Source organism: Paenibacillus polygoni (genome assembly GCF_030263935.1).
Taxonomy (GTDB): domain Bacteria; phylum Bacillota; class Bacilli; order Paenibacillales; family Paenibacillaceae; genus Paenibacillus; species Paenibacillus polygoni.
Window position 1 is genome coordinate 1,312,514 of record NZ_CP127162.1, and the last position, 25,336, is coordinate 1,337,849.

Sequence of the window (25,336 nt, forward strand, 5' to 3'; positions counted from 1 at the left end):
TTGATTCCACTGATATCCTGCTTAGTTCTCTGTCTAATTCATTATTATCTTTTAAAAGTAAGTGAGGTAAAAAAGTATGTGGTTTTTTTCACATGTATATTCAAAAAAGAGACTGTTATACGCTATTACATAACGTTTATTAATGTTTTCTTGATGTATCCAATAATAAACAATATAAATAATAGTTATTGTGCGAAAAATCACATTCAGCTTGTATTTTATGAAGAAATAGTGGAAGGAGGGAAAGAAGTGTTAGAAAGAAGTGTTATCCAAGTTTTTATATTATAACAGTAAAAGGTAGCATCCTTCTGTCATGAGATGTATATTTATGGAATAATCATATTCTGATTTCCAATCGATTGACTTAGGAGGTTTCTATGAAAGAATTACCGATGATTCCATTACAAAGACTTTCCTTACGGCCGTTTCGTCAAGAAGATGCCGAGCAGGTCCAGCAACTAGCAGGCGATAAGTATATTGCTGAGATGACATTATATATCCCGCATCCCTATGAGGATGGAATGGCAAAAGAATGGATCGACACACACAGTGAACAATTTAATAAAGAAAGATCACTCACCTTAGCTATTGTACATAAAGAGGAAGACTATTTGATTGGCGCTATCACGATTGGATGGAATAAGCAATTTGATCACGGGGAGCTCGCTTACTGGATTGGAAATGAATATAAGAGTAATGGCTATTGTACAGAGGCTGCAAAAGGGATTGTGCAATACGCTTTTGAAGAGATGAAACTGAACCGAATCTACGCTCGTCATTTAGCGAGGAATCCTGCATCAGGTAAAGTCATGCAAAAGATCGGTATGAAATATGAAGGATTATTAAGACAGCATGTTAAGAAATGGGGCGAATATGAAGACCTCGTATGTTACGGATTGTTAAGGGACGAGTACATATTTTGAAAGGTAGGTTAAGGAGGGATTGTCACGAAGATAATTAGAATCAGTTTAGCTGCTTGTCTGCTATCTAATCTAGGACTACTGATCGGATGCAGCGGACAAAACGAAAATCTCGTGAATGAAGTGTATACAGAATCCCAAAACATTACCCAAATAGACCAAGCAGATAAGGGAACGGCTATTCCTTATAAACAACTTCGTTACACTAAGGCTTCATCTGATTTTTCCTGGGAAGGGAGCACCAAGGAGCTGCCTGAGGAAATCATAGATCGATACGATAGTTATGCGAATTCAGTACCTGGTGGATTTGTGATACAAGAAACGCCTTCTGAATATTTTATATGTGTGAATTTTGGTAAGAAAGAGTCCGTAACTAAGGGATTTAAGATTAATTCTTTAGCTATGCATGATATAAATTCAGAGAGAAGCTTTTTAAGAATACATGCTATCCCTGTGTCTTATGAAGACGCGATGGATGAGAAAGTACATGGAGTAGTCACTATAAGAGCACTGATCAGTGTGGCGAAGAAAGATTTGCCTGAGGGCATTGAGATCAATGAGATGATCTTGAGTGTGGAAGAGGAGAAGGAGTAATTTGTATTCGCTAACAATATAGACTATCCCTAGAGGTGAGAAAAAGAATGGCAAACATTATTTTAATCGGACCCATTTGTGCGGGGAAATCAACGGTGGCTGAGTTATTAGCTCAACATACGGGAATGCCGAGATGTTCGCTAGATGACATAAGATATCAATATTATGAAGAATTAAATTATGATCACGATCATGCACTGCAATTGCAAGAAAAGTATGGTTTTTGGGAGAAGTATAAATATTGGAAGCCTTTTGAAGCTCACTTGGTTGCTCGGGTTCTCGAAGAATACAGAGATCATATTATTGATTTTGGCGCAGGCCATTCTGTTTATGAGGAGGAAGCTTTATTCCAAAAAGTAGACCGAGCGCTGCATAACGAACCTTTTGTTTTTCTATTAATCCCTTCGATAGATAAAGAAGAGTCAGCACAGATTTTATGTGAACGCTCTGAACTTGATTTTAATCGATATTTTGTTGAGCATGAATCGAATGAAAGGCTAGCAAAACATATAATATACACGAAAAATCAAACTCCTGAAGAAACGATGAGAGAAATGATGAATTATATATCTTTAATTTAATAGAAGAAAATAAGGGAGGGATTTTATTGGGCATTGAATGGTATGACATGATCGCGAGACGAAATGGCGGTTATAAAGGAAGAGCGGAATGTACAGTCGAAGGTCGTTCTGCGGAAGACATTTTTGAAGAGCGATTAATTGATCTGATTCCAAACTATCATTCTATCCTAGATGCAGGCTGCGGTCATGGGGAGTTTACGTTAAAGATGTCCAAGTATACGAATAACATCATTGGATTTGATAACTCTCAAGAACTCATCAAGATTGCACAAACTTTATTACAAAACAGTTCCGTTCAAAATGTTGACTTTGTTTACGCTACAACTAAATCCGAGATGCCTTTTGAAGATGGCCAGTTTGATCTGATTTATGACCGCAGGGGACCGACATCCATTATTAATCATAATCGATTATTAAGACCGGGTGGCATGATATTTGGAATTCATACGAATGTAGACAAGGTAAAAGTAAGGTTGGTGGAAAAGGGTTATCAAGAAATCAAAATCGAGGAATACAACGACTCTGTTACTTATTTTCCGAATGAACAAGAGTTTGCTAAGTTTCTATCTGACTTCCCTGGTAATCCAGACTATACAAAGTCAGAGCTGAAAGACGAACTAGAGAAGAAATTAAATGAAAATATCATGAACGGAAGAATTGGTGTTAGAGAACATAAATTCATTTGGAGTGCGATTAAGCCTGGTTCATAATTTGATAATTCATATACTTAGGAGCTGATCTTGGTGACAAGAAAAAGAAATGTAGCCGTGCTGCTGTATGAACATGTCGATGGATTAGATTTTTGCGGAGCATTCGATATATTTGCCACCGCAAGCGATTGGGGAAAAGACTTTTATACATATACGGTGAGCGAGAAGTCAGAGTTATTAAATACGATAAGTTCTTTTACCGTTGCTCCTAAATATAACTTTAGTGATTGTCCGAAGCCCGATATTCTAGTCGTTCCTGGAGGTATAGGGGCTAGGACGGAAATGAATAACTCAGAACTGACATCGTGGATTAGGTGTACCTCGGAAAATGCAGAAATCGTACTATCCATATGTACAGGTGCCCTACTACTAGCAAAGGCAGATTTGTTAAGTGGACTGAAAGTAACAACGAATCAGCGGGCTATGGACTTGTTAGCACAAGTCGCACCTAAAGATTGTGAAATTGTAAGAAATGTTAGATATGTAGACAACGGCAAAATTGTGATGTCCGCAGGCGTTACGGCTGGAATGGATGCTTCTTTACGTGTTGTCTCCAAGTTATTAGGTGAAGAGCGTGCTGTAGAAACTGCTTCTAGATTAGAGTATAGATGGAATCGAGAAATTCTGTAGTCAAATAGTTGAGAATTCATTTATTCGCCGCATGAAATCCAAAACAACATACTAAAGAAATAACAGAAACATAAGTATCAGAAAGGAGAACTGACTATGAAAAACATAGGTAGGGTATTTATTTTTCTCGTTATATTGCTGATAGGTTGTCAGAATCAAGATGCTGCAGATGTGACTTGGGGAAGTAAACACTCGATCAGCATAGAAGACATTAGCAGAGTTGATCTACAGATGGGGGACGGCACTGTCATAACCCTGCCACAAGAAGAGATGGTTCGTTATCTGGATGCAATAAGCAACGGTGTATTTGATAAAGGACAGCTTGATATTCGTCCAGCAGACTATGCGGCAGAACTAACTTTAAAGAACGGGAATAAAAGAGGATTATCTGTGTGGATATCGGATGGATCAAATCTATTTATGGATCATGAGGATCCGGGACATTATATATTAGATGAGAAAGCCAAAGCGACGATGATGGAGATTGTAAACGAGAAAGAAGAGCGATGAACGGAAATACAAATATCATTTTCATATAAAAAAATAGAATAGGAGTGTAGTCGATGAGTTTGATAACGAATGAAGATATACAGCTGATTAATGACGCGAAAAAAACAATAAAAGAATTATATAAAGAGGGAAAACACCATGTCGGAGCAGCAATAAGAACGAGAACCGGCAAGATTTATTCAGCCGTTCATTTAGAGGCCTATATCGGAAGAGTGTCCGTTTGTGCGGAAGCTGTTGTATTAGGGAAAGCGATTTCAGAGGGAGAATGCGATTTTGATACGATTGTGGCAGTAAGACATCCGGATCTCTGTGAAGAAGCACAAGAAATAGAAGTCGTATCTCCTTGCGGGATGTGTAGAGAATTAATAAGTGATTATGGACCAGAGATAAATGTAATTTTAAAGAAAGATAATCAGTACATAAAAGTAAAAGTTAGTGAATTGCTTCCGGAGAAATATACAAGAGGGGAATAGAATAGGATGAGCCGCCCATATCAACTAATTCTTGATGCAGCTGGAGTACTTATCACCAATCTTTCTCCGACATTTTGGTATGAGATTGCGGAAAAAGCGGATATCTCGCATGAACATTTACGAGCCCAGTATAAACAGGAAATTCGTGAATCTTTATGGTCTGGAAAAATAAGTGAAGATGATTTTTGGCAATGGCTTAAGAAACAGTGTCATTCAATAGAAATCGAAGAAGCAAAACGGATCCTATTCAAACATCTGGAGGATCTTCCCGCTTTTGATTATATCCCTGTTTGGAGTAAGTTCTCTGACATTCATATTCTTAGCAATCACCGGGCAGAATGGATCGAACCGTTATTTAGACCCATGTTACCCTATATAAAGAGTCTCACAATTTCAAGTGAAGTTGGACTGTGTAAACCTGACCCTAAAATATACGAGCTTGTTCATAAGAAACTGAATCCATATGGACAAGTTTGGTATATAGATGACCAAGAAAAAAACCTAAAACCCGCACAAGAAAGGTTATGGAACACCTATATTGCAGATCAGAACGCAAAATGGATTGAACATGTAAATGGGCTATTAGGACTCCGAGTAGGATTTATATGAACAATGGCAGTATTTCGTGTGGAGGCGTATTGTTTAATGTTGATTCAGTCCTGCTTTTGAAAATCAAATATGGTGCTAATCAAGGTATGTAGATGTTATCAGGTGGCTTCCTTGAATCGGGTGAGTCCATTGAAGAAACGGCCATTAGAGAATTTAAAGAAGAAACAGATTAAATACGAAAACAGCACGGGTAGTTTGTCTTCGTCCTGGTGAGATTTTTGGATGAAGAACGACTTTTGGCGCAGCCAACTGGAGAGATTCAGTCAAAACACCGAACAAGCAATATGTATAGATCATATAATTATTACTTACCAAACCTATTGTAAAAGGAGAAACTTCAGTGAATCCTATTTTTATGGAGTATGCGAAAGACTTGGCTTTATCAGGAGATATAAAAGAGGACATTACCTCTTTTTTTAAACTCAATCAAGATTTAAGAACATTACAGCATACACTTGAGGTTGCTGAGGAAGCGGAACGAATTGCCAAGCTATATGGGATTGATCCGGACAAAATGGTATGTGCCGCATTATTACATGATATCAGCAATGTAGTTCCAGTCTCTTCAATGATTCGAATTTCGAAAACGCTGTCAATTGAAGTGTTAGAGCAAGAACTCACGTATGACCGAAGCGTGCATCAAAAACTTTCAAAATATATGGCTGAAGATATTTTTGGAATCACTGATGACGAGATATTAGGAGCTATTGAAAGTCATACTACCCATAAGCCACATGCGAATATGACGGATAAGGTCTTGTTTGTCTCGGATAAAATCTCATGGAAGTTACCGGGAGAACATCTGTATTTAAAAGAAATGAGAAACAAGGTAGATGAGCTGGCTATAGACGAAGCCATTCTAATTTATCTGAACTATATTTGGGGACAAAGGGAGAAACTGAAGCTCGTCCATCCATGGTTGATCTCAGCTAGAGAAGAGCTATTGCAGCTAACCTATGAAAAATAATTTGGATAGTCGACTTCAAAATTAGGAGGTACGGGCGTATGAGATACAGAAAAGTGCTGCATTATGATGCGTTTTCCTCTACACCTAATAAAGGTAATCCGGCAGGGGTTGTACTGGATGCAGATGATTTAGATGAGGAGTCAATGCAGTATATAGCACAATCTGTAGGTTTTAATGAGACGGTATTTGTGCTGAGATCAGAGAAGGCAGATGTGAAATTGAGGTATTTCACCCCGGGACATGAAATCAATTTATGTGGACATGCAACTATTGCTGCTATGTATTGTTTAAAGTCTTTAGGGATGCTTCACACGGATCGAAATGAGATTGAAATCGAAACGAATGTTGGAGTATTGCCTATCTTTTTTGAGACAAGAAATGGCGAGCACTTTATTACCATGAAGCAAGACAAACCTCAGTTTACAGAGTTCAAAGGGTCAATATCGAAGCTTGCTGAAAGTATCGGGATCACCGAAGAAGAAATTGATGCCACAATGCCGATTGTGTATGGAAGTACGGGAACTTGGACCCTGTTACTACCTATCAAAAATGTATATAGTTTCTCTAAAATGAAGCCCACTAATTCTATGTTCCCTAAGATTCTTACCCAAAATTCAAAAGCATCCATTCATCCGTTCAGCTTGGAAACGGTAGATGAGAATGCTTTTATGCATGCAAGACATTTTTCCTCTCCCTATTCAGGAACGATGGAAGATGCTATAACGGGAACAGCTTCTGGAGTGATGGGCGCTTATTATCTAACTTATCTAAACCAAGATATTTCTGAGGTGAATTTTCTTGTTGAGCAAGGGCAAGAAGTAGGGCGAGAGGGAAGTGTATGGGTAACTGTTAACCGTGGTGAGCGGAATATGGACGTATATGTGTCAGGGACAGGCGTCTATGTCAGAGAATTCGAAGTGTCGTATGCCTTAGCGGAGGAGAGCATATAGTGAATGAATCCTATCCTATTCAGTTTGAGCCTGCAAAGATCTAATTCCGTCCTTAGAAACTTGGCTTAATAGGTAAACATTTAATAATGAGATGAGGTGAGGGAGATGGGAACTACATTTTTTCTTGTAAGGCATGGAATAAAGGAAAAAGCGATTGGAGACGTTCCAATCACTGCACAAGGTATCATTCAAGCACAAACTACTGCTGAGCATATTAGTAAGATATCGATCCATGCAATCATCTCTAGTCCGCTTCGAAGATCGATAGAAACGGCAGCGTATATTGCTGCTAAAACAAATGTAGAGATCATCGTAGATGACCGTTTACGAGAGCGTGCAAACTGGGGAGATCTACCGGAACAGACATTTGAGGAATTTATTCAGATGTGGGATAAATGCACTCGGGAACCAGACTTTATTCCTCCTACAGGTGATTCTGTGAAATCCGCTTGTAAAAGAATGTCCTCCTTATTAACGAGTCTAGCAGTACAGTATCCTTCTGGAAGTAATATTATCATTGTTACCCATGGGGGACTCATTACTGATTATATTGCGAATACATTTTCAGAGGATGTGCTCCATCATTTTCATCCCGAGTTTGTTGCAGAACAAAACAGTTTAGTATCTGAATGCTCTATTACAACACTTACTTTTGATGGTCAAAATTATATGATTGATCGTTTTGCCTCAATAGAACATTTATTGAATGAACATGAGGAAAATACAATATGAAAATTATGGTCATTGGTTCAAGCGGTTCCGGTAAGTCAACATTTTCACGTGAACTTGGGGAAGTATTGAATGTACCTGTGTACCATCTAGATCTCTATTACTGGAAGCCAGGTTGGATCGAAACCCCGAAGGCTGAATGGGATGATTTTAACCGGCAATTAGTCGCGAAAGATCAGTGGATTATAGATGGACATTATGGAAGAACACTGGATATACGGTTACAAGCAGCGGACGTTATTCTATTTTTCGATATATCACCTGTGATTACCACATACCGAGTACTCAAACGCAGAGTACAATATCATGGCAAGACAAGACCTGATTTAAATGAAGGTTGTCCGGAGTCGATTGATTGGGCGTTTATTAAGTATGGATGGAATTTCAGGAAAGATAAGAGACCGAATATATTAAAAAAGCTAGAGGAATATGCAGATAAGAAAATCATCATTATTAATAGCCCTGGCGAAGCCCGAAGCTTATTAAATAAGATCAGAACAGATGGAATATTAGACTTATGATGAGAGGTGATTTCCATACAATTTAGTATACTGAATCAATATGTATCTGAGATCCAGAGGCAGATTAATGCTACAGCCGCTGCAACATATATTATTCAAAACGATGTAGTCGTTAATGAGTGGTATTCAGGACGGCATGACTCATTCAGTTCATCTAGAATGGTTGATGCAGAGTCCCAATTTAATGTGGCTTCTGTTAGAAAGACTTACCTCGGATTTGCAATTAGTTTGCTTATCGAATCTGGAATGATTCACAGCATAGATGATGAAGTTGAACTATACATAAACGAAGCTCCAGATCTGGTAAAGGGAATAACGATACGGCATTGTTTAACTCATACGCATGGTCTGGATATTCGTGAAGGGAAGGTAGTGAGCTCTTTTTTGCCTGGTACAGACTGGGCTTATACGAATACGGGTATTAACCTTCTAATTGAGTTGGTTCAATGTGTAACAGGCACATCACTAGCCGACTATATTCAACATACATTATTAGAACCAGCGGGACTAGTTGAGACGGGCTGGCGAACTCAGTATGAAGAACGATTAATCTATAATTACTATCGTGACGAGGATAATTGTGTGGGACCGAATGACAGTCCTGCAGGGGAGCAGAGTAATCTATTTGTCAGTGCCAGGGAATTAGCATTGTGGGGGAATCTGCATCTTAACAAAGGGAAAATGCAGGGTAAACAGGTCTTTCCAGAATCTATTTTTGATAGAATTACAACTACTCAAACACCAGAGACATTGCCATCTCATTTACCGAGACAGGGCTTCATTTGGTGGCTGCAAAGAAGCAAATCACCCTTAAATCAAATAGGCAGTAATGTACCTGAAGGGTCATATCAAGTTCTTGGTATAACCGGATGTGCTTGTCTGGTCATTCCTAAATATCAAGCGGTAGCGGTACGGATGTATAATCAAGTACACAACAAGAGTGGTTATAACTATTTGGAGGATATAAGAGAGTTTGGAAATAAAGTGATTGAGGCATTGGATATGAATTCAGAAGAGGTAATTGGAAAGGCCGGAAAGATATATTGAAGTTCAGATCTGGGATGATGATGTGATTAAGAGATATCAATAACCTTACATGACGAAGGAGTATCCTATGAACGCACAAGAATTAGCAATACAAGCTTGTGAAATTTCTAAAGAATATCTCAAACCAGGCATTTCCGAAAAACAATTTGCAGATATCTGTGAAAAAATAATGTATTCTCTAGGAGCAGAAGATGTATGGTACCCCATGCTTGTCAATTTCAATACGAATTCGAGATATTGCACCCGGGCGAACCATTTACCCTCTGATGATGTTTATTTATTGAAGGATGACATAGTACTGATCGATTTTAGCCCAAAGGTAAACGGTTATTGGGGGGATTATTCAGAAACCATCGTGATTGGTGAAAATGAAGCATATTCCCGTCTTGCAGCAGACGCAAAGTTTATTTTTGATCAGACCTTTGATTACGCAAAAAGATGTAATACTATCGGAGAATTATTTACCTTTTGTGAGAGCCTAATAGGATCAATGGGCTATCAATTACTAGACCCAAATGGGAATATTGGACATTCCATTGAAGACGAGAACAACCAAGCAAAGAGGATATTTATAAGTCTCGACAACAGCAATACGTTATTAAGAGGAAAAAGGTGGGCCATTGAACCTCATATAGGCAAAGGTAACTATGGGGCAAAGTTTGAAAATGTAATAAACCTTTGATTAATCATCATCATAGCAGTTAGGAACTTTAGATAATATAAATTAAAGGATATGGTTGAGATTATAAAAAGAAGAGTGCTACTTATTTTCATGGCGATAATTATCATTACTGTTGTCTTAACACCCATCACATACGTGCAGGTAAACAAATACAAATACGCGGATAGAGTAACGAATTATCTATTGGAAGAAGAAAAATACAGCAGAGAAGATATAGAATCGGTAAAAGGGGTTTGGGGAAAGAAGTTACCTTCTTTTTATACACTCGTGACCTTTAAGGATGAACCTTACGTGGAATATGTGTACTTTGCTCATAATGAAATTATGCAATTTGACTATCGATTGACTGAAGAAGGTAAGGAAAAAGGTGTGACGAAATCAAAGCTGAAACATTATGTACCCCATAATTAGAGGAGGGTGTTCCCATGATTATTTATTCAGAGGAAAAAGTACAGAATGCGAGCGATGTAGCCCAAGTTTTTAAAAATTCCGGAATTAAACGACCTCATGAAGACTACGAAAGAATACAAAGAATGATAGATAACGCGGATCTATTCATTACAGCTTGGACGAACGGGAAAATGATCGGAGTGGCAAGAGCGATAACGGATTATTCGTATTGCTGCTATTTATCTGATCTAGCAGTAGATTCAGCCTACCAAAAGGATGGAATTGGAACAGAACTGGTCCGTCGTGTACAAACTCTAATTGGCGATGAGTGTTCTTTGGTACTTCTTTCTGCACCGGGAGCAGTAGAGTATTACCCTCGAATAGGATTTGAAAAAGCAGATCATGCGTTTGTAATGAAAAGAAAGAAATAATCAGAAACCACACATAGACTAACATAAAATATATTAAAGGGTGAAAAACATGTCTCATCAAGGTTTTACGAACTGTCTTCAAATGTTCCCAAGCACGGATATGGACAAAACAGCAGCATTTTATGTAAACATCGGTTTTCGGGAAGTGCGTTATCTTGATTCGGAAGAGCCTCATATTTGTCTGTATAAAGATCGAATTGAAATTGTTTTAACCCAATCAAATAATGAAAAGATCGTTCCGAATCGAGAAATGCATGGCTACGGTTATGATGCTTATTTTATAACAGATAACCAAGAGCAAATGGAGAAGGATCTCGGTAATTTAGGCGTAACGATTGTAAGGCCGCTGACCACGACCGACTATAACAATAAGGAGTTTGTATTTGAAGATATTGACCGGCGATGGATTGCAGTTGGCAAGAAACAACAATGAAGGTAGGGAAATCAGCTGAAGAGTAGTAAGTTTCTATGGTTTCTATGTTGGCATATGAAGCTCAGGGAGGTGGACTAATGAAACATTTTACTTTTGATATTCCTATGGTAAAAAGAGTCTATAAAAAGACGCATCGTGACTTATCTTTGTACATTAGCACACCGGAATCAGAAGGAGAAAATAGACCGGCTTTATTATTTTTTAATGGTGGAAGTTTCAAGAAAGATCCAATAACTCCAGACCAATTTCAGTATCAAGCTAAACATTTTTCAAGTAAAGGGATTGTAAGTATTTGTGTTGATTATCGGAATGGATCGGATGAGGATTTCACACCTGTACAAGCGATTTGTGATGTGAAATCCAGCATTCGGTGGGTTAAGGATCACCACCTAGAGTTAGGGATAGATCCGAATCGTATTATGGTGTGCGGTGCATCGGCGGGCGGATATATTACCGTTTCGGCTTTCATGTTCCCAGAGATCGATGATGAAATGAATAAGGTAACCGATTATAACGTGAGCGAGCTGATTATTTTTGCGGCGGGTATGGATGCCGTTGATATTACAACTCGGCTTTTTCCTGATTTGGTGCCTATGTCGTTAGCGTTCTCGCCTAAGCATCATATCAAGCATTGTTTACCGCGGACCCTGTGGATGTGTGGGACTGGGGATGTTCTATATGAAGAAAATAAAGAATTCATCTACCAGATGAAGGAAGCTGGAAATGATATAAGGTTTTTGACCTATGATGGTATGGAGCATGGATTTTTTAATTACGGAAGGCATGAGAACCTGTATTTTGAAAAAACAACAAAAGATATAGAGAACTACCTAAAGGAAATGCATTATATCCTGGCAGATTAAAGGCGTTACCTCTACATAATATCTAATAAAGGAAAAGAGGGTTGTTATATGAGCTATCAGTTCAATCGAGAATGGCTTGTTAAGAAATTTCAGGAGATAGAGAGACGGATTCTCCTTGTCGTGGAACAGCTCAGTGAGGAAGAATTGAATTGGAAACCGAATGAGCAGAGTCATAGTATTACTAATTTAGTCCTTCATATAGAAGGGAATATAAAAGAAAGAATCGCCAAGGGAATATTAAAACAAAACATAGTCCGAGATCGGGAAGCTGAATTTTCAGCTGTATTTATTTCGAAGGCCGAGTTAACTACAAGAGTAAAAGAAAATTTCAAATCTTTAACGGATATCGTGAGTAAACTGACAGATCGGGAATTAGAGCAAACGCAATTAGTCAGGAATAAGGAACGAACCAATATAGACATGTTGCATCAATGCGCAGCTCATTATTCCGAACATATGGGGCAGATCTTCTACATTGCGAAGCTGTGCCTAAATGAAGACTACAAATCAACTTCTATCTAACGAAAGAAGACACACTTTAATATTAGTCTCTTAAGCAGTAAAGCGAAAACTTGATTTTTGCTGAGCTGCTTTTTTTTATTTCTAGAATAGGAAGCAAATTAGGTGAAGATAAATTCTTTCATATGGTTTAAAATACAAAATAAGGAATTTTGAAAGAGGGAGGGGGGCTTAAACGGATGGCTACTGTAGGATTACTTGGAATGATTCATGATGAAGAGCTCAGACAGGAATATCATTGTACATTACCGCTTTATAAAGAAGCAATATTAGATTTTGCCCCGGATGTGATCTGCGGTGAAGTTCATCCGCTTAGTTGGAAGAGATACCTGCAAGATAACACGGATAAGGGATATTGGGGAGAGCCGGCAAGTGAATACGGGGATCTGATCTTACCATTATGTGAAGAAAAACAAATACAATTTATCCCGATTGATTGGTTTGAACTAGATGTATGGAATAATTTTGGTCCTTTTGTAAATTTGCCTGATGATCAGAAGAATATCTATGAATTAATGGAGAAAGATTGGTTTACAGAGCAGCTGCAAACGTCATTGCATGGAGAGATTCCATTTAACTCCAAAGAATTTGATGTGATAACAAAACAGAAATATGCATGGCTAAAGGATCTTAATGAAAGATCATATCAACTCAGGTGGAATATTCGTAATCAGATTATGGTTGAGAGAGTGAGAAATACGTACGAGAAATATCCGGACAAAAGAATTCTATGTACAGTAGGAGCAGATCATAACTACTTTTTTGAAGAAGAATTAAGGAAGGATCCTATCGAATTTATTTATCCGATTCGGTAATAAGCGTGAAACAAATAGGATGATGGAGGCATAATCATGGCGACTTGGGTTACTCATTTTAGAATTGCTGAGAGATTAATAGACTTGGGGTTACCTGTGAGTAAAGAAGAATTTTTAGTAGGGAATATTGGTCCGGATTGTGGGATTTACCGTGAGGGAGCAGGATTCATTCCACCAAAAGAAGCAACTCATTTTCAAATCGATAGAAAAATAGACGCAGACTTATTTTATAATCAGTACCTTCTTCATCATGAGAAAGATATTCATACGAAAAAGCAATCTTTTTATCTGGGCTATTATCTTCATCTCGTGACCGATCAGGAGTGGAGCAAAAGTTACCAAGCTAAAAAGAAAGAACCATTATATCAAGAGATACTAGGTACACCTGAATATTGGAGTTTAGTTAAAGGGGATTGGTATGGCATTGACTTTCAGTATTTAAATAACAACAAAGATCAACTCTTCTGGACTACATTTCAAAATATTACCGACTTTCCGGATTATTTAGATATTTTCCCGAAAGGACAAGTGGCTGAGCAGATTAGACGGATCACATCGTTTTATCTGGAAAATACAGTTCCGATTGATCATCAATTTATTTATCTCACAGAAAGTGAAGTTGATCAATTTGTAGAACATACCGTGTCTAGGATCATGGAGATACTAGATGCCCGTATAGGCACAAATAGGAGGAGAGATGAATATGATACAATCCATTGATACGAAGCTAAAAGAAATGAATATAACTTTGCCAGCTTCAAGTCATCCTGCTGCTCAGTATACAAATTATGTTATTGTTAATGGAATCATGTTTGTTTCTGGTAAAGGACCCTCTGGTCAGCCGAAAGGTAAACTTGGCTCTACATACACAACGGAAGAAGGATATGAGTTCGCTAGAACCACAGGAATTGAGATTTTAGCTGTACTAAAAGAGGCACTAGGCAGTTTAGACAAAGTGAAACGTGTTGTGAAGATTCAAGGTTTTGTGAACGCAGAACCTGGCTTTGAAGAGCACCATAAAGTGTTAAATGGGACATCTGATCTCATGTATGAGGTCTTTGGAGAAAAAGGAGTTCACGCAAGGTCTGTATTAGGGGCTGTATCGGTAAGAGATAATCTTCCCATCATAGTAGATTCTATATTTGAAGTGGAAGAATAGACAACCCGTGAAGTCTTAGAAAGTTCTATTACACTTATAAACCGAAGAGATTGGAGCTAACACATGAGTCAGAATACGATCGGAATCGATCTTGGTGGTACGAACATCAAGGCAGCTATTTTTGATGAAAAATATAAAACGGTAGTTGAAAAAAACGTTCAAACGGAAGCAATTCATGGCCCTGCACATGTACTAAATCGAATCAAAGAAACCATCATTGAAATGTTGAAAATCTCTAATTTATCGCAATCTGACATAAAGTGTATGGGAATGGGCATCCCCGGTCTCTTGAATCCGGATGAAGGACTCTCGATCTTCTCCCCTAATTTTCCTGGCTGGGAGAACATCCATGTTGTAAATGAGATGGAGCGTTATTTTGGCATTCCCACTTTTATCGACAATGATGTTCGTGTAAATCTTTATGGTGAGTGGCGATTTGGATCAGGTATTGGATTCGATAATGTTGTGTTAATTACCTTAGGAACCGGATTGGGGTCAGGAATCATCAGTGGGGGCAATGTGTTGTATGGAAAGACCTCAAGTGCTGGGGAAATAGGCCACATGAATATGTACAGACAAGGTCGCCCTTGCAAGTGTGGCAGTTCTGGGTGCCTCGGAAGATATGTTTCGGCTGTAGGCATGGTGAATACATTCATTGAACGGCTGAATGATGGCCATCAAAGTATTATTCAAGAATGGATTCAAGAAGATCAAAGCCAAATTACGGCTAAAATGATTTCTGATGCGTATGATTTGGGAGATAGAACAGCAATGGATGTGATGCAAGAGACGGGGAGAATCTTAGGATTCGGCCTCTCTAACGTCATTAATTTATACAATCCTGAAGTGATTATTGTCGGCGGGGGCATGTCTGCTGCTGGAGATCGATTGCTGAATGTTGTTCGGGAGACAACTGCTAAGCATGCATTAAAGCTATCCAACGAAGCATGTAAGATTCAGGAAGCTCAGTTGGGCGGAAAAGCAGGCATGATTGGTGCAGCTGTATACGCAAATGAACGTATTACCAAGAAGCTCTCCAATAGAATTGAAATAGAAACCTGATTTGTGATGAGGGGGAGAAGCAGTGAAAACGTCAGAAACATCTAATTCATCCATTGTTATTAGATCCGCTTCATTATCAGAAGCACCCATCATTCTAAACCTGTGGCAAAATTCAGCTAAGTGGCTTAATTCGAAAGGAATATACCAGTGGCGCCCGGAGTTTTTTAATGTCGATCAAGTTATAGAATTTCTAACCAATGGTTCTGACGTTTATATTGCTGAGCTAAATTCGGAAGCAGTGGGAACTTATATTATTACATGGTCAGACCCGTATATCTGGGGGGAACTGGATAATAATGATTCAGGATATATTCACCGATTTGCAGTAAATAGAGATTACATAGGAAAGAAAATTGGATATACCCTCCTAAAAACCGCGGAACAGCAGATTAAAACCAAAGGGAAAACTTTTGTAAGACTGGACTGCATGGCCGCTAACAACAAGCTAAATGCATACTATCAAGATTATGGCTTTAATTATATAAGAACGATAAATGGAGAAGGATGGAGCGCTAATCTGTATGAAAAGCAGTAAAAATGCAGTGATTTAGCGGTAATAAGGTAACATGATAAGTACTATAGAACATTTTAATAACGTTATAAAAAACATTTTATGGATTTTTATCTCGTATTTTATTTTGTTATCCTGTATATTTAACTACAAACTTTTATGCGTTTTGACAAAGAGAAGCCTACAGACTTTAATACAACAAAGGAGTGCATCGAAAAAGTGTCCATGATAACGAAAGAAATTACAGATCAAAACATGCTTGTTGCTACAGAGTATGTTCATTCCGTTTATGAGTCGGTTGTTGCAAGAAATCCACAGGAGTTTGAATTCCACCAAGCGGTAAAAGAAATCCTCGATTCTCTTATTCCCGTTATCGCTGCTCATCCGAAGTACCGGGAAAACAGCTTGCTTGAACAGCTGGTTGAACCTGAACGTGTTATTACTTTCAAAGTACCTTGGGTTGACGATCAAGGTAAGGTACAAGTAAACCGCGGATTCCGTGTTCAGTTTAACAGTGCGATTGGTCCGTATAAAGGTGGACTGCGCTTCCATCCTTCCGTGTATGCAGGGATTGTGAAGTTCTTAGGCTTCGAACAAATCTTTAAAAATGCATTGACGGGTCTGCCGATCGGCGGCGGTAAAGGCGGTTCTGATTTTGATCCAAAAGGAAAATCGGATATGGAAGTTATGCGCTTTACACAAAGCTTTATGACTGAACTATATAAGTACATTGGTTCAGATGCGGACGTTCCAGCAGGGGACATCGGTGTAGGCGCAAGAGAAATTGGTTATATGTTTGGACAATACAAACGACTTACAAGCAGTCATGAATCCGGTGTCTTGACGGGTAAAGGACTACAGTATGGCGGCAGTCTTGCACGGAAGGAAGCAACTGGATTTGGATGTGTGTACTTTGTTGACGAGATGTTGAAATCGAAAGATCTTAGCTTCGAAGGCAGTACGGTTGTTGTCTCCGGTTCCGGAAATGTATCGATCTATGCGATTCAAAAAGCTCAAGAACTGGGTGCGAAGGTAGTGGCTTGCAGTGACTCCGGTGGATATATATATGATCCAGAAGGTATCAATCTTGAGACAGTGAAATATCTAAAAGAAGTAGAACGTCTGCGGATCAGCGAGTATGTAAAAGAGCATCCTCATGCTACTTATACAGAAGGCTGCGAAGGAATCTGGTCTATCCCTTGTGACATTGCACTTCCTTGTGCAACACAAAATGAGATTGATGAACATTCTGCTATTTTGCTGGTTAAAAATGGAGTAAAAGCAATCGGTGAAGGAGCTAACATGCCTTCTACGCTGGATGCGATTGATATTTTCCATGAGCATGGCGTTTTGTTTGGACCGGCAAAAGCTGCTAATGCAGGCGGTGTAGCCGTATCAGCACTTGAAATGTCACAGAACAGCATGCGTTTGTCCTGGTCATTTGAAGAAGTGGATACCAGACTGCAAGAGATCATGCGTAACATTTATAGCAGCAGCGTTGAAGCAGCTGAACAATACGGTTGTTCAGGTAACCTGGTTGCTGGGGCAAACATTGCAGGTTTCCTTAAAGTAGCAGATGCAATGCTCGCTCACGGAATTGTCTAATAAAATGATAGTAAAGCTGTTATCAGCTGGTTAAGAATAAAGCCGTCTTCCATAGGAAGGCGGTTTTTAATTCTAAATTTTCATGTGAACGGAATGGAAATTTCCATTTTAATGATTAGATAGAGGGTTTTTACAGACAGGTCAAGAAGTATAGAGGTTATCGCTAAAACTGTACGAAGGGAGGAAGAGAATGAAACGTGTGAATCGTAAGTTCAATTGGATTCTAGGATTCGTTGGATTCATAATTAGCCTCTTCATTATAACTGCTCCAGATGAAGTGGATTACAATGAATGGCTTTCAAGTAAACAAGGCATTATCTGTGATCATAGTGGTTTGGAATCGGGATGCAAGATGGGAGATAGAGCGATTAATCGTGATACAAGCGAAATTAAAAATGCGAGGATATATTTGCAGGTAAGAGAAACTTTTTCTCAACCAAATAAGGAGTATGACATAAAAGCAGTTGGGGTATTGAATCACTTTTTTGATATGTCATCTTTTACGATATATGACTAATGAGCTGAATATCAAAGCTTTCTATTACAGCAAAGAAAGGAGTTCATAAGGATGAATATCCTCTGGGATTTTGATGGTACCTTGTTTAATACATACCCTGCTTATACTGAAATTCTTTATGAGATTCTTGATCATGGGGTCCCTAAAAAGAAATACATAATCACCTGAAAATTTCATTTACCAATGCTGTTCAGTATTACGATTTATCAGAGGAACAGGTAAAAAGACTGTTTGCCATGGAGAAAGCAGTACACCCAGCAGATACCCCGCCCTTTCCGTTCGTGGAGGACGTAGTAAAGTTTGCTGATCTAAATGTAATCATGACACATAAACCTCGTAAAGACGTGGAACATATTTTGAATTATTACGGCTGGGGAGATTACTTTACAGAGATTGTTGCTATAGATGATGGTTATCCGAGAAAACCTGATCCCGCATCGTATATGTATTTACATCATAAATATAAGATTGATCTTGTGATTGGTGATCGTGAGATTGATATCATCCCAGCGAAGTCCATTGGAATAAAAACATGTCTGTTTCAGAACAGTGCTCCGGGTGCAGATGTATACTTGTCGGCATATGAGAACTTTTTTGAGCAAAATAAAAAACCTCCAAATTATATTGGAGGATAGAAAATCATTTACTATCAGATCCTGATTGAGCGAGTACAGACCCTGCTAAGGATTTTGAGGTTTTACTAGCAGAGTTACTTTGCAAAACATGCGATGCTTTCTTAGACAATTTCTTAGAAGAAACTTTATTTGCGCTTGATTTAGCCATGATATGACACCTCTCTTCGTTTTGATTTTATATATATGTAATAAACCGCTGAGTTCATTGTAAACATTGATGCATGGAGGAAGAGTAAATGAATATCCAATTACGAGAACTGTGCGAAAGAGATCCGGAGATCATTTCGAATGCTTTTAAACAACAAGGCTGGGAAAAGCCTTTAGACTTATATGTAAGATATTCGGAGGAACAGAAACGTGGTGAACGTGTATCGATTGTTGCAGAAGTGGATGGTGATTTTGCCGGATATGTTAATGTGTTATGGGATTCGTATTATCCATCATTTCGAGAAAGAAGGATTCCAGAGATTAATGATTTCAATGTATTAATGAAGTATCGCCGATTAGGCATTGGCTCTAAATTGATGGATAAAGCAGAGGAGATCATTAAAGAACGGTCTGATTTTGCCGGAATAGGGGTAGGGTTATTTACGGATTACGGAAATGCTCAAATCTTATATGCAAAACGAGGTTATATCCCCGACGGCAGAGGAATACATAATGGTCAAGAGTATCTTGAATACGGAGATGTCGTTGCAATCAATGATGATCTTACTCTTTATTTAACTAAAAAACTGAACAAGCGAGAGATTTGCATCAAAAATATAATAGAAGAACAAGCAGAACAGTTTTGGAGAATAAGACTAGAATCATTAAGAGTAAGCCCGGAGGCATTTGGAACTTCTTACGAAGATTCTGTTGGTATTCCAATCAGTGAAGTTGTGAAAATGATCAAGAATGAGCATGACGAGTATATTTTAGGAGCTTTTACAGAAGACGATCAAATCGTAGGTATTGCAGGTTTCAAAAAAGGAAGAGGAATGAAGTTTACACATAAAGGTATGGTATGGGGAGTGTATGTAACGCCTGATTATCGAGGAAAAGGAATCGGCAAGAGTCTCATGGAAGAGATATTAAACCGAGGAAAAGAAAGTGAAGAGTTAAAGCAGATCAATCTCAGTGTGATCACGGTAAATAGATTCGCTGTAGAACTCTATAAGAGACTAGGGTTCGAGTCATATGGTATTGAAAAGAATGCTTTAGAGTATATGGGCGAGGCGTATGATGAAGAGCATATGACTTATTTTTATAAGTAAACTACAACAAGTTTGAATCAGAAAGAAGTGAAGGTAGCATGATAGGAACGTTTCTTATTGTTCTATTACTGTTAATAGAGAATCATAAAAGGACGGGAAGGATGATCAAATGAAGTTCATCGTTTCGGCAAGTGTCATTGTAATGAATGAGAGTAATCAGATTTTACTGATGAAAGGTCGCAGAGGTTGGGAGATGCCTCAGGGATGTGTAGAAGAAGGTGAGTCTATACGTCAGGCAGCGATTCGTGAAGTGAAAGAAGAAACAGGGATTGATATTGAATTGATTGATTTTTGTGGTACCTATCAGAATATAACACGAGGCGTATGTAATCATATTTTCACCGGCAAACCGATTGGCGGTGAACTTACGACAAGTACAGAGAGTGACGAAGTTGGCTATTTTTCACTAGAAGAAGCAGATCAGTTAATTACCTGGGGGAATTTCAAAGAAAGAGTTCATCTTGCATTAGATAAAGAGAAGCACCCTTTTCTTATTGAGTTTACAGAATAAACGATCTTGTGTACTTGAAAATTGAACGGAGGAACCAAAGTGGCAAAAATAGCAAAGAATCTTACTGATTTAATTGGTAACACACCGTTATTAGAACTTGTTAATTTTTCTTCGAATCATCATCTAGAGACGAATCTTATTGCTAAATTAGAATACTTTAACCCTGCGGGCAGTGTAAAAGACCGGATTGGACTTGCAATGATTCAAGATGCGGAAGAGAAGGGCGTTATTAACAAAGACACAGTCATTATAGAACCGACCAGCGGAAATACAGGAGTAGGGCTTGCTTTTGCGGCTGCAGCGTTAGGATATAAGTTAATGATTACGCTTCCCGAAAGTTTCAGTATGGAACGCCGAAAATTATTATCTGCTTTGGGTGCCGAATTAGTTCTCACTCCTGCTCAAGAAGGGATGGCTGGAGCTATCAAAAAGGCTGAAGAAATTGCCGGTACGATTCCTAATTCCTATATTCCGCAGCAATTTCAGAATCCTGCTAACCCTGAGATCCACAGGCAGACAACAGCAGAAGAAATATGGAGAGATACGGACGGGGAAGTGGATATTTTTATTAGTGGGGTAGGAACAGGCGGAACCATCTCAGGCGTAGGTGAAATTCTCAAGCAGAGAAATCCATCGGTTACAATTATTGCGGTTGAACCATTCGATTCACCGGTTCTTTCCGGCGGAAATAAGGGATTACATAAAATTCAAGGGATTGGTGCTGGATTTGTACCCGGTAATTTTCATCGTTCAGTCGTAGACGAGATCATTCAAGTGAAAAATGAAGATGCATATGAAACAACACGGCAGTTAGCGAGAAGTGAAGGGTTGCTAATAGGTATTTCATCTGGAGCAGCGACGTTCGCCGCACTACAAGTCGCAAACAGACCAGAAAATAAAGGTAAAAAAATTGTTGTATTACTCCCAGATACCGGAGAGCGTTATCTATCGGTACCCGGTCTATTTGCAGAAGTATAAAAGTAGAGCAGTTGCATGCTGAATGTAGCTGCTCTTTTTTATTGAGTGATTCATGCCCAGTCCTTAATCCCATGGGAGAAAACAAGTGAAAGTCTATCAATGCTCAAGAGTCATATGTATAATTATGGTAAATGAAAGTAAAGGAGAATGAAATGAATAGATCCATTAATTTAGACGGCATTGTTCATCTTTTTCAGGAAGAATTGCAAGATTCTCTTACTGGCATATACTTGCATGGTTCAATGGCGATGGGATGTTTTCATCCAGATCATAGCGATATAGACATCTTAGTGGTCGTTACGTCGAAACAATCCAGAGATACATATAAGAGAATAGCAGCCGGACTTATTCGGATGGAGGAAAAGCTGCATCTGACAAAAGGCATAGAGTTAAGTGTAGTGCTCAAAAAATATACAGATGAATTCGTATATCCTACTCCGTTTGAATTTCATTATTCTTTAGCACATCAGGAGAAATATAAATCGGACCCCGATTATCTATGTGGTGGTTACGAAGATACGGACTTAGCAGCTCATTTCGTAGTTACCTATCATCGGGGGATTGTACTTTATGGAGAACCCATTAAAGAAGTTTTTTCCGCGATTGATAGATCCTACTTTATCGCATCGATTCAATCTGATGTAAAGGATGCGCCAGAAGGGATTACTGAGAATCCGGTGTACTTTGTATTGAATTTATGCAGAGTATTATTCTTTCTCAAAGAAGAGATTGTGTCTTCCAAAAAAGAGGGCGGAGAATGGGCTGCCGAGGTTGTACCTATGAAATATGCAGCTATCATACATGACTGTCTTGCTGCATATCAAGGTAAAGAGGATACGTTTAAGCAGGATGACCAGCTTTTACTTGAGTTTGCTTCTTATATGTTAGATGAAATCGATAACGTGGGGAGTGTTAACGAATGGAAGAGGTAAAATGGCTTACATGGGCAAAACAGATCCAGGCAATCAGTCAGAATGGTCTCGCGTATGGTAAAGATATTTATGATATTGAGAGATACGAGCAGCTGAGAAGCTTAAGCGTTGAAATATTAAATACATATACGAAAGTCGATTCAAATCAGATTACCGATTTGTTCGCAAGTGAGACCGGGTATGCCACTCCAAAGGTGGATGTCAGGGGTGTTATTTTCCAGGACAATAAAATACTTCTCGTTAAAGAAAAAGCAGATGGTGCGTGGGCACTTCCTGGGGGATGGGCAGATATCGGGTTATCTCCACGGGAAATTGTAGTGAAAGAAGTAAAAGAAGAATCGGGATTTGATGTCGTACCTCGGCGGTTACTTGCTGTATTGGATAAAAATAAGCATCACCATGCCCCTTCTCCTTACCATGTGTACAAAATATTTATATGTTGCGACATCATTGGCGGAAGTGCGATGGAAGGAATGGAAACCAGTGAAGTGAATTTCTTTGATCGGTCTAATCTACCACAGCTCTCAGAGGAGAGAAATACATATGGTCAGGTCCAACTCATGTTTGAAAAAGGTTTACAAGCGAATAGTGAAGTGATATTCGACTGACGAAGATAAGAGAACCAATATAAAACGAAACTATATGAGTTACTAGGCATCTTCTGAATTTCAACGATTTAGAGAGGAGTAATCAAATCAATATTCAAAAAGTTAAATACATTACATTTATCGCGGCCATATCTTTGTTGCTGAATATGATATTAATTACGATGTTGATAACGAAAAACAACAGAATCGATGATGCAATTTCAAGCCATACTTTTCAAGTTCAAACCGATTTGGTGGAATTAGAGAGCACAATTCATTATCAAATGGAACAAGGTTGGAATGATGATAACGTTGTTTTAGAGAAAATGGAAGATATCAGAGAAGAATTAAATTCGTTCACGAAACTAGGTCAAAGCTTAGGAAGGTTAACAAAAGAACAAGAAAGAGAGCTTTCTATTCTTTATAACTATGTATCCAAATATCCTGATTATACAGGTGTTCCTAATACTATTCTAAGTTCTGCAGATAGAAAAAAGATAGAAGTACTAGCAAGCAATCTCCCCAAAGCAGGTTGGGGAATGAACATTAGCTTTAGTGGCGATTGGGACAGCTTTTCTGAAAAATTAAATAAATTACTTAAACAAAGTACTCATTAGAATGGCTGGTGATCTTATGATAACGGAACTAGAGATACATGAGTTTTATAAGGTGAAACCGATGATGGATCAGTGTAGAAATATAGAAGCTCGGGCAGTAGTGAATGGGATGAATCCCGGTTTCGTTTATGTAGATCACGAGACGGCGATTACTGCGACGATTGTGTGGGTTCAAGGTCAATCCGGATTTCATATTGCTGGCGATCCACATAGTGAGTCTTTCATAACTGGACTAGAAACTTACATGATCAATGAGATTGAACCTAGACTCAAAAAGCTGAGTATTGATGCTGTGGAAATAAGTGTGGAAAATGATCTCTGGGCAGAAGCACTGCAAATGATATTTAGACAGCGAAGTCTATTTAGTGACAATCAATATGTGTACAAAATTAATGATTTCAATTCAGATGAACCAATCAGTAAGCATCTAGAGGATACAATGATCCTAAGATTGGATAGAGATTTATTTGAATCTAGCAAATATGAAAACCAAAAATTTCTGAAGCAAAAGATTACACGTTTCTGGGATTCCTAGGAGAAGTTTTTACAATACGGTATTGGCTATATGGCTGAACATAAGAATAAAATCGTTGGTCTATGTTTTTCTGCTTTCGTAGTGGACCGCGTGCATGCGGTAGATATAGAAACACTAACAGAATATAGGAATCAACATGTGGGCACAGCAGTTGCTTACGCATTCATAGAAGAGTGCAAACGTAAGGGAGTAGATCCTTACTGGGATTGCATGCCTGAGAATATAGGCTCAAACCGTCTTGCGAAAAAGATGGGAATGTCTCTTTCGTTCGACTATCCAATTGTCTGGTATAACATTCCCTAATAAAATAATGGAGGTCATCTAATTGATAGACATGAATCAGATTTTTCTTATTACTGATATTCCGGGGTTTACCCCTCAGGTCAGCCGTCTACTTTCGATGATGAACTATGCGAGATTTACCACTTTAGAAGAGGTGAAGGATTTAACTGTACAAGAGTTAGATTTTTTAATGGACTCTAACAGTAATTCAATAGGTGCGCTGTTGATGCATTTTGCAGCAGTGGAATATGCTTACCAGGTGGGAACGTTTGAGAAACGGGAATTGAATGAGGAAGAAATAGCGATCTGGGGTGTTGCCTTAAGCCTTGGGGAAGAAGGGCGAGAAAAGATTAAAGGAAATGAACTAAGCTATTATACCGAGCAATTAGAAGCAGTGAGACATCGAACTTATGAATTATTTAGAACGGTAAATGATGAATGGCTCTACACAGAAGAAGAGTTTTGGGCTCAGCAGCAAGCCAATTATTATTTTATGTGGTTTCATGTGTTTGAAGATGAGATCAATCACCGAGGGCAGATTCGAATGATACGAAAGAGAATGGATAAGTAAACTGATATAAATAAAAGTTGATTTTGCAGCCGTCTCCTCTGTGAAATCAACTTTTTTATATGCTTTGGATTTGGAGTAGAAAAAGTTAAAAATTATCAAATCATACATAACGTTATTTTAATAATGTCAAGTAAAATGTTTTAAAATTTTTTAAGGTGTTTAAATCTAGAACAAGCAAGCGTCACTAAGAAATCAAAAAAACAA

At 38.4% G+C, this 25,336-nt stretch carries 36 protein-coding genes and 2 pseudogenes; 37 read left to right on the top strand and 1 reads right to left on the bottom strand.

The window, feature by feature from the left end; genetic code table 11:
- The first annotated feature begins 377 nt into the window (after positions 1 to 377).
- The 28 genes and pseudogenes from QPK24_RS06290 (at position 378) to QPK24_RS06420 (ending at position 18,863) form a co-directional block, all read left to right on the top strand.
- Positions 378 to 923, top strand: a complete 546-nt coding sequence (locus QPK24_RS06290; RefSeq protein WP_285747117.1) for a GNAT family N-acetyltransferase — start codon at positions 378 to 380, stop codon at positions 921 to 923.
- A gap of 111 nt (positions 924 to 1,034) precedes the next feature.
- Complete coding sequence (locus QPK24_RS06295) at positions 1,035 to 1,514, top strand: hypothetical protein (protein ID WP_285747119.1); 480 nt, start codon at positions 1,035 to 1,037, stop codon at positions 1,512 to 1,514.
- A gap of 47 nt (positions 1,515 to 1,561) precedes the next feature.
- Entirely contained in the window at positions 1,562 to 2,095 is a 534-nt protein-coding gene (locus tag QPK24_RS06300; RefSeq protein ID WP_285747121.1) for an AAA family ATPase, read from the top strand.
- A 26-nt stretch (positions 2,096 to 2,121) separates the two neighbouring features.
- Positions 2,122 to 2,805 (top strand): class I SAM-dependent methyltransferase, encoded by a 684-nt coding sequence (locus QPK24_RS06305; RefSeq protein WP_285747122.1) that lies wholly within the window; start codon positions 2,122 to 2,124, stop codon positions 2,803 to 2,805.
- 33 nt (positions 2,806 to 2,838) lie between these two features.
- Positions 2,839 to 3,435 (top strand): DJ-1/PfpI family protein, encoded by a 597-nt coding sequence (locus QPK24_RS06310; RefSeq protein WP_285747123.1) that lies wholly within the window; start codon positions 2,839 to 2,841, stop codon positions 3,433 to 3,435.
- Between the two features lie 96 nt (positions 3,436 to 3,531).
- On the top strand, positions 3,532 to 3,945 hold the full coding sequence (locus QPK24_RS06315; protein WP_285747124.1) for a YhfM domain-containing protein: 414 nt from the start codon (positions 3,532 to 3,534) through the stop codon (positions 3,943 to 3,945).
- Positions 3,946 to 3,998: 53 nt separating this feature from the next.
- A complete protein-coding gene (locus QPK24_RS06320) occupies positions 3,999 to 4,418 on the top strand; it encodes a cytidine deaminase (protein ID WP_285747126.1) in 420 nt (139 codons plus the stop codon).
- A 6-nt stretch (positions 4,419 to 4,424) separates the two neighbouring features.
- On the top strand, positions 4,425 to 5,027 hold the full coding sequence (locus tag QPK24_RS06325; protein ID WP_285747128.1) for an HAD family hydrolase: 603 nt from the start codon (positions 4,425 to 4,427) through the stop codon (positions 5,025 to 5,027).
- 92 nt (positions 5,028 to 5,119) lie between these two features.
- A complete protein-coding gene (locus QPK24_RS23575; RefSeq protein WP_407082997.1) occupies positions 5,120 to 5,200 on the top strand; it encodes an NUDIX domain-containing protein in 81 nt (26 codons plus the stop codon).
- 167 nt (positions 5,201 to 5,367) lie between these two features.
- Entirely contained in the window at positions 5,368 to 5,994 is a 627-nt protein-coding gene (gene yqeK, locus QPK24_RS06330; protein ID WP_285747130.1) for a bis(5'-nucleosyl)-tetraphosphatase (symmetrical) YqeK, read from the top strand.
- 38 nt (positions 5,995 to 6,032) lie between these two features.
- Entirely contained in the window at positions 6,033 to 6,944 is a 912-nt protein-coding gene (locus QPK24_RS06335) for a PhzF family phenazine biosynthesis isomerase (RefSeq protein ID WP_285747132.1), read from the top strand.
- Between the two features lie 105 nt (positions 6,945 to 7,049).
- Complete coding sequence (locus QPK24_RS06340) at positions 7,050 to 7,676, top strand: histidine phosphatase family protein (RefSeq protein WP_285747134.1); 627 nt, start codon at positions 7,050 to 7,052, stop codon at positions 7,674 to 7,676.
- Entirely contained in the window at positions 7,673 to 8,194 is a 522-nt protein-coding gene (locus QPK24_RS06345; RefSeq protein ID WP_285747135.1) for a DNA topology modulation protein, read from the top strand. Before QPK24_RS06340 ends, QPK24_RS06345 begins: the two co-directional genes overlap by 4 nt.
- Positions 8,195 to 8,200: 6 nt before the next feature.
- Positions 8,201 to 9,241 carry a serine hydrolase domain-containing protein gene (locus QPK24_RS06350; RefSeq protein ID WP_285747137.1) on the top strand — a complete coding sequence of 347 codons (1,041 nt, stop codon included), beginning with the start codon at positions 8,201 to 8,203 and terminating at the stop codon, positions 9,239 to 9,241.
- A 67-nt stretch (positions 9,242 to 9,308) separates the two neighbouring features.
- Positions 9,309 to 9,923, top strand: a complete 615-nt coding sequence (locus tag QPK24_RS06355; RefSeq protein ID WP_285747139.1) for a M24 family metallopeptidase — start codon at positions 9,309 to 9,311, stop codon at positions 9,921 to 9,923.
- A 51-nt stretch (positions 9,924 to 9,974) separates the two neighbouring features.
- Positions 9,975 to 10,334 carry a DUF3139 domain-containing protein gene (locus QPK24_RS06360; RefSeq protein WP_407082956.1) on the top strand — a complete coding sequence of 120 codons (360 nt, stop codon included), beginning with the start codon at positions 9,975 to 9,977 and terminating at the stop codon, positions 10,332 to 10,334.
- 14 nt (positions 10,335 to 10,348) lie between these two features.
- The gene (locus QPK24_RS06365; protein WP_285747143.1) at positions 10,349 to 10,744 is read left to right on the top strand and encodes a GNAT family N-acetyltransferase; all 396 of its coding nucleotides are present in this window, start codon (positions 10,349 to 10,351) and stop codon (positions 10,742 to 10,744) included.
- Between the two features lie 49 nt (positions 10,745 to 10,793).
- The gene (locus QPK24_RS06370) at positions 10,794 to 11,177 is read left to right on the top strand and encodes a VOC family protein (protein WP_285747145.1); all 384 of its coding nucleotides are present in this window, start codon (positions 10,794 to 10,796) and stop codon (positions 11,175 to 11,177) included.
- A gap of 77 nt (positions 11,178 to 11,254) precedes the next feature.
- On the top strand, positions 11,255 to 12,040 hold the full coding sequence (locus QPK24_RS06375) for an alpha/beta hydrolase (RefSeq protein ID WP_285747147.1): 786 nt from the start codon (positions 11,255 to 11,257) through the stop codon (positions 12,038 to 12,040).
- Between the two features lie 48 nt (positions 12,041 to 12,088).
- The gene (locus QPK24_RS06380) at positions 12,089 to 12,562 is read left to right on the top strand and encodes a DinB family protein (RefSeq protein WP_285747150.1); all 474 of its coding nucleotides are present in this window, start codon (positions 12,089 to 12,091) and stop codon (positions 12,560 to 12,562) included.
- A gap of 176 nt (positions 12,563 to 12,738) precedes the next feature.
- Positions 12,739 to 13,374, top strand: a complete 636-nt coding sequence (locus tag QPK24_RS06385; RefSeq protein ID WP_285747152.1) for a hypothetical protein — start codon at positions 12,739 to 12,741, stop codon at positions 13,372 to 13,374.
- A 36-nt stretch (positions 13,375 to 13,410) separates the two neighbouring features.
- Positions 13,411 to 14,094 (top strand): zinc dependent phospholipase C family protein, encoded by a 684-nt coding sequence (locus QPK24_RS06390; RefSeq protein ID WP_285747154.1) that lies wholly within the window; start codon positions 13,411 to 13,413, stop codon positions 14,092 to 14,094.
- Positions 14,078 to 14,533 carry a RidA family protein gene (locus tag QPK24_RS06395; protein ID WP_285747156.1) on the top strand — a complete coding sequence of 152 codons (456 nt, stop codon included), beginning with the start codon at positions 14,078 to 14,080 and terminating at the stop codon, positions 14,531 to 14,533. The genes QPK24_RS06390 and QPK24_RS06395 overlap by 17 nt, the downstream gene beginning before the upstream one ends.
- Positions 14,534 to 14,596: 63 nt before the next feature.
- Positions 14,597 to 15,595: an ROK family protein gene (locus QPK24_RS06400; protein ID WP_285747158.1), complete on the top strand. Its 999-nt coding sequence runs from the start codon at positions 14,597 to 14,599 to the stop codon at positions 15,593 to 15,595.
- Positions 15,596 to 15,617: 22 nt separating this feature from the next.
- Positions 15,618 to 16,130 carry a GNAT family N-acetyltransferase gene (locus tag QPK24_RS06405; RefSeq protein WP_285747159.1) on the top strand — a complete coding sequence of 171 codons (513 nt, stop codon included), beginning with the start codon at positions 15,618 to 15,620 and terminating at the stop codon, positions 16,128 to 16,130.
- Between the two features lie 201 nt (positions 16,131 to 16,331).
- The gene (gene gdhA / locus QPK24_RS06410; protein WP_285749140.1) at positions 16,332 to 17,711 is read left to right on the top strand and encodes an NADP-specific glutamate dehydrogenase; all 1,380 of its coding nucleotides are present in this window, start codon (positions 16,332 to 16,334) and stop codon (positions 17,709 to 17,711) included.
- Positions 17,712 to 17,901: 190 nt separating this feature from the next.
- Positions 17,902 to 18,228 carry a hypothetical protein gene (locus tag QPK24_RS06415; RefSeq protein ID WP_285747161.1) on the top strand — a complete coding sequence of 109 codons (327 nt, stop codon included), beginning with the start codon at positions 17,902 to 17,904 and terminating at the stop codon, positions 18,226 to 18,228.
- 51 nt (positions 18,229 to 18,279) lie between these two features.
- Positions 18,280 to 18,863, top strand: a pseudogene (locus tag QPK24_RS06420) (HAD-IA family hydrolase).
- Positions 18,864 to 18,867: 4 nt separating this feature from the next.
- Here the strand turns inward: QPK24_RS06420 and QPK24_RS06425 are convergent.
- Positions 18,868 to 19,011: a hypothetical protein gene (locus tag QPK24_RS06425; RefSeq protein ID WP_201450690.1), complete on the bottom strand. Its 144-nt coding sequence runs from the start codon at positions 19,009 to 19,011 to the stop codon at positions 18,868 to 18,870.
- Between the two features lie 88 nt (positions 19,012 to 19,099).
- Between QPK24_RS06425 and QPK24_RS06430 the strand changes: the two genes are divergently transcribed.
- The 9 genes and pseudogenes from QPK24_RS06430 to QPK24_RS06470 all read left to right on the top strand — a co-directional run bounded on the left by QPK24_RS06430 (position 19,100) and on the right by QPK24_RS06470 (position 25,132).
- Positions 19,100 to 20,119 (top strand): GNAT family N-acetyltransferase, encoded by a 1,020-nt coding sequence (locus QPK24_RS06430; RefSeq protein WP_285747165.1) that lies wholly within the window; start codon positions 19,100 to 19,102, stop codon positions 20,117 to 20,119.
- Positions 20,120 to 20,228: 109 nt separating this feature from the next.
- Positions 20,229 to 20,630, top strand: coding sequence for an NUDIX hydrolase (locus QPK24_RS06435; RefSeq protein WP_285747167.1), 402 nt, complete (start codon positions 20,229 to 20,231; stop codon positions 20,628 to 20,630).
- A 39-nt stretch (positions 20,631 to 20,669) separates the two neighbouring features.
- On the top strand, positions 20,670 to 21,608 hold the full coding sequence (gene cysK / locus QPK24_RS06440; protein WP_285747168.1) for a cysteine synthase A: 939 nt from the start codon (positions 20,670 to 20,672) through the stop codon (positions 21,606 to 21,608).
- Positions 21,609 to 21,760: 152 nt separating this feature from the next.
- Complete coding sequence (locus QPK24_RS06445) at positions 21,761 to 22,540, top strand: aminoglycoside adenylyltransferase domain-containing protein (protein WP_285747170.1); 780 nt, start codon at positions 21,761 to 21,763, stop codon at positions 22,538 to 22,540.
- Entirely contained in the window at positions 22,528 to 23,148 is a 621-nt protein-coding gene (locus QPK24_RS06450; protein ID WP_285747171.1) for an NUDIX hydrolase, read from the top strand. Before QPK24_RS06445 ends, QPK24_RS06450 begins: the two co-directional genes overlap by 13 nt.
- Positions 23,149 to 23,309: 161 nt before the next feature.
- Complete coding sequence (locus tag QPK24_RS06455) at positions 23,310 to 23,744, top strand: hypothetical protein (RefSeq protein ID WP_285747172.1); 435 nt, start codon at positions 23,310 to 23,312, stop codon at positions 23,742 to 23,744.
- Positions 23,745 to 23,796: 52 nt separating this feature from the next.
- Positions 23,797 to 24,279, top strand: a complete 483-nt coding sequence (locus tag QPK24_RS06460) for a GNAT family N-acetyltransferase (protein ID WP_285747173.1) — start codon at positions 23,797 to 23,799, stop codon at positions 24,277 to 24,279.
- Between the two features lie 12 nt (positions 24,280 to 24,291).
- A pseudogene (locus tag QPK24_RS06465) lies at positions 24,292 to 24,582 on the top strand (GNAT family N-acetyltransferase); the annotation flags it as partial.
- A gap of 31 nt (positions 24,583 to 24,613) precedes the next feature.
- Entirely contained in the window at positions 24,614 to 25,132 is a 519-nt protein-coding gene (locus QPK24_RS06470) for a DinB family protein (protein WP_285749142.1), read from the top strand.
- Positions 25,133 to 25,336: the final 204 nt, after the last annotated feature.

What these genes read in the sequence shown, in the direction of transcription:
- QPK24_RS06290 (WP_285747117.1), top strand. Translation starts at nt 378, where the DNA reads ATGAAAGAATTACCGATGATTCCATTACAAAGACTTTCCTTACGGCCG.
- QPK24_RS06300 (WP_285747121.1), top strand. Translation starts at nt 1,562, where the DNA reads ATGGCAAACATTATTTTAATCGGACCCATTTGTGCGGGGAAATCAACG.
- QPK24_RS06315 (WP_285747124.1), top strand. Translation starts at nt 3,532, where the DNA reads ATGAAAAACATAGGTAGGGTATTTATTTTTCTCGTTATATTGCTGATA.
- QPK24_RS06320 (WP_285747126.1), top strand. Translation starts at nt 3,999, where the DNA reads ATGAGTTTGATAACGAATGAAGATATACAGCTGATTAATGACGCGAAA.
- QPK24_RS06325 (WP_285747128.1), top strand. Translation starts at nt 4,425, where the DNA reads ATGAGCCGCCCATATCAACTAATTCTTGATGCAGCTGGAGTACTTATC.
- QPK24_RS23575 (WP_407082997.1), top strand. Translation starts at nt 5,120, where the DNA reads ATGTTATCAGGTGGCTTCCTTGAATCGGGTGAGTCCATTGAAGAAACG.
- QPK24_RS06335 (WP_285747132.1), top strand. Translation starts at nt 6,033, where the DNA reads ATGAGATACAGAAAAGTGCTGCATTATGATGCGTTTTCCTCTACACCT.
- QPK24_RS06340 (WP_285747134.1), top strand. Translation starts at nt 7,050, where the DNA reads ATGGGAACTACATTTTTTCTTGTAAGGCATGGAATAAAGGAAAAAGCG.
- QPK24_RS06345 (WP_285747135.1), top strand. Translation starts at nt 7,673, where the DNA reads ATGAAAATTATGGTCATTGGTTCAAGCGGTTCCGGTAAGTCAACATTT.
- QPK24_RS06355 (WP_285747139.1), top strand. Translation starts at nt 9,309, where the DNA reads ATGAACGCACAAGAATTAGCAATACAAGCTTGTGAAATTTCTAAAGAA.
- QPK24_RS06360 (WP_407082956.1), top strand. Translation starts at nt 9,975, where the DNA reads ATGGTTGAGATTATAAAAAGAAGAGTGCTACTTATTTTCATGGCGATA.
- QPK24_RS06365 (WP_285747143.1), top strand. Translation starts at nt 10,349, where the DNA reads ATGATTATTTATTCAGAGGAAAAAGTACAGAATGCGAGCGATGTAGCC.
- QPK24_RS06370 (WP_285747145.1), top strand. Translation starts at nt 10,794, where the DNA reads ATGTCTCATCAAGGTTTTACGAACTGTCTTCAAATGTTCCCAAGCACG.
- QPK24_RS06375 (WP_285747147.1), top strand. Translation starts at nt 11,255, where the DNA reads ATGAAACATTTTACTTTTGATATTCCTATGGTAAAAAGAGTCTATAAA.
- QPK24_RS06380 (WP_285747150.1), top strand. Translation starts at nt 12,089, where the DNA reads ATGAGCTATCAGTTCAATCGAGAATGGCTTGTTAAGAAATTTCAGGAG.
- QPK24_RS06385 (WP_285747152.1), top strand. Translation starts at nt 12,739, where the DNA reads ATGGCTACTGTAGGATTACTTGGAATGATTCATGATGAAGAGCTCAGA.
- QPK24_RS06390 (WP_285747154.1), top strand. Translation starts at nt 13,411, where the DNA reads ATGGCGACTTGGGTTACTCATTTTAGAATTGCTGAGAGATTAATAGAC.
- QPK24_RS06395 (WP_285747156.1), top strand. Translation starts at nt 14,078, where the DNA reads ATGATACAATCCATTGATACGAAGCTAAAAGAAATGAATATAACTTTG.
- QPK24_RS06400 (WP_285747158.1), top strand. Translation starts at nt 14,597, where the DNA reads ATGAGTCAGAATACGATCGGAATCGATCTTGGTGGTACGAACATCAAG.
- gdhA (WP_285749140.1), top strand. Translation starts at nt 16,332, where the DNA reads ATGATAACGAAAGAAATTACAGATCAAAACATGCTTGTTGCTACAGAG.
- QPK24_RS06415 (WP_285747161.1), top strand. Translation starts at nt 17,902, where the DNA reads ATGAAACGTGTGAATCGTAAGTTCAATTGGATTCTAGGATTCGTTGGA.
- QPK24_RS06425 (WP_201450690.1), bottom strand. Translation starts at nt 19,011, where the DNA reads ATGGCTAAATCAAGCGCAAATAAAGTTTCTTCTAAGAAATTGTCTAAG.
- QPK24_RS06430 (WP_285747165.1), top strand. Translation starts at nt 19,100, where the DNA reads ATGAATATCCAATTACGAGAACTGTGCGAAAGAGATCCGGAGATCATT.
- QPK24_RS06435 (WP_285747167.1), top strand. Translation starts at nt 20,229, where the DNA reads ATGAAGTTCATCGTTTCGGCAAGTGTCATTGTAATGAATGAGAGTAAT.
- QPK24_RS06445 (WP_285747170.1), top strand. Translation starts at nt 21,761, where the DNA reads ATGAATAGATCCATTAATTTAGACGGCATTGTTCATCTTTTTCAGGAA.
- QPK24_RS06450 (WP_285747171.1), top strand. Translation starts at nt 22,528, where the DNA reads ATGGAAGAGGTAAAATGGCTTACATGGGCAAAACAGATCCAGGCAATC.
- QPK24_RS06455 (WP_285747172.1), top strand. Translation starts at nt 23,310, where the DNA reads ATGTTGATAACGAAAAACAACAGAATCGATGATGCAATTTCAAGCCAT.
- QPK24_RS06470 (WP_285749142.1), top strand. Translation starts at nt 24,614, where the DNA reads ATGAATCAGATTTTTCTTATTACTGATATTCCGGGGTTTACCCCTCAG.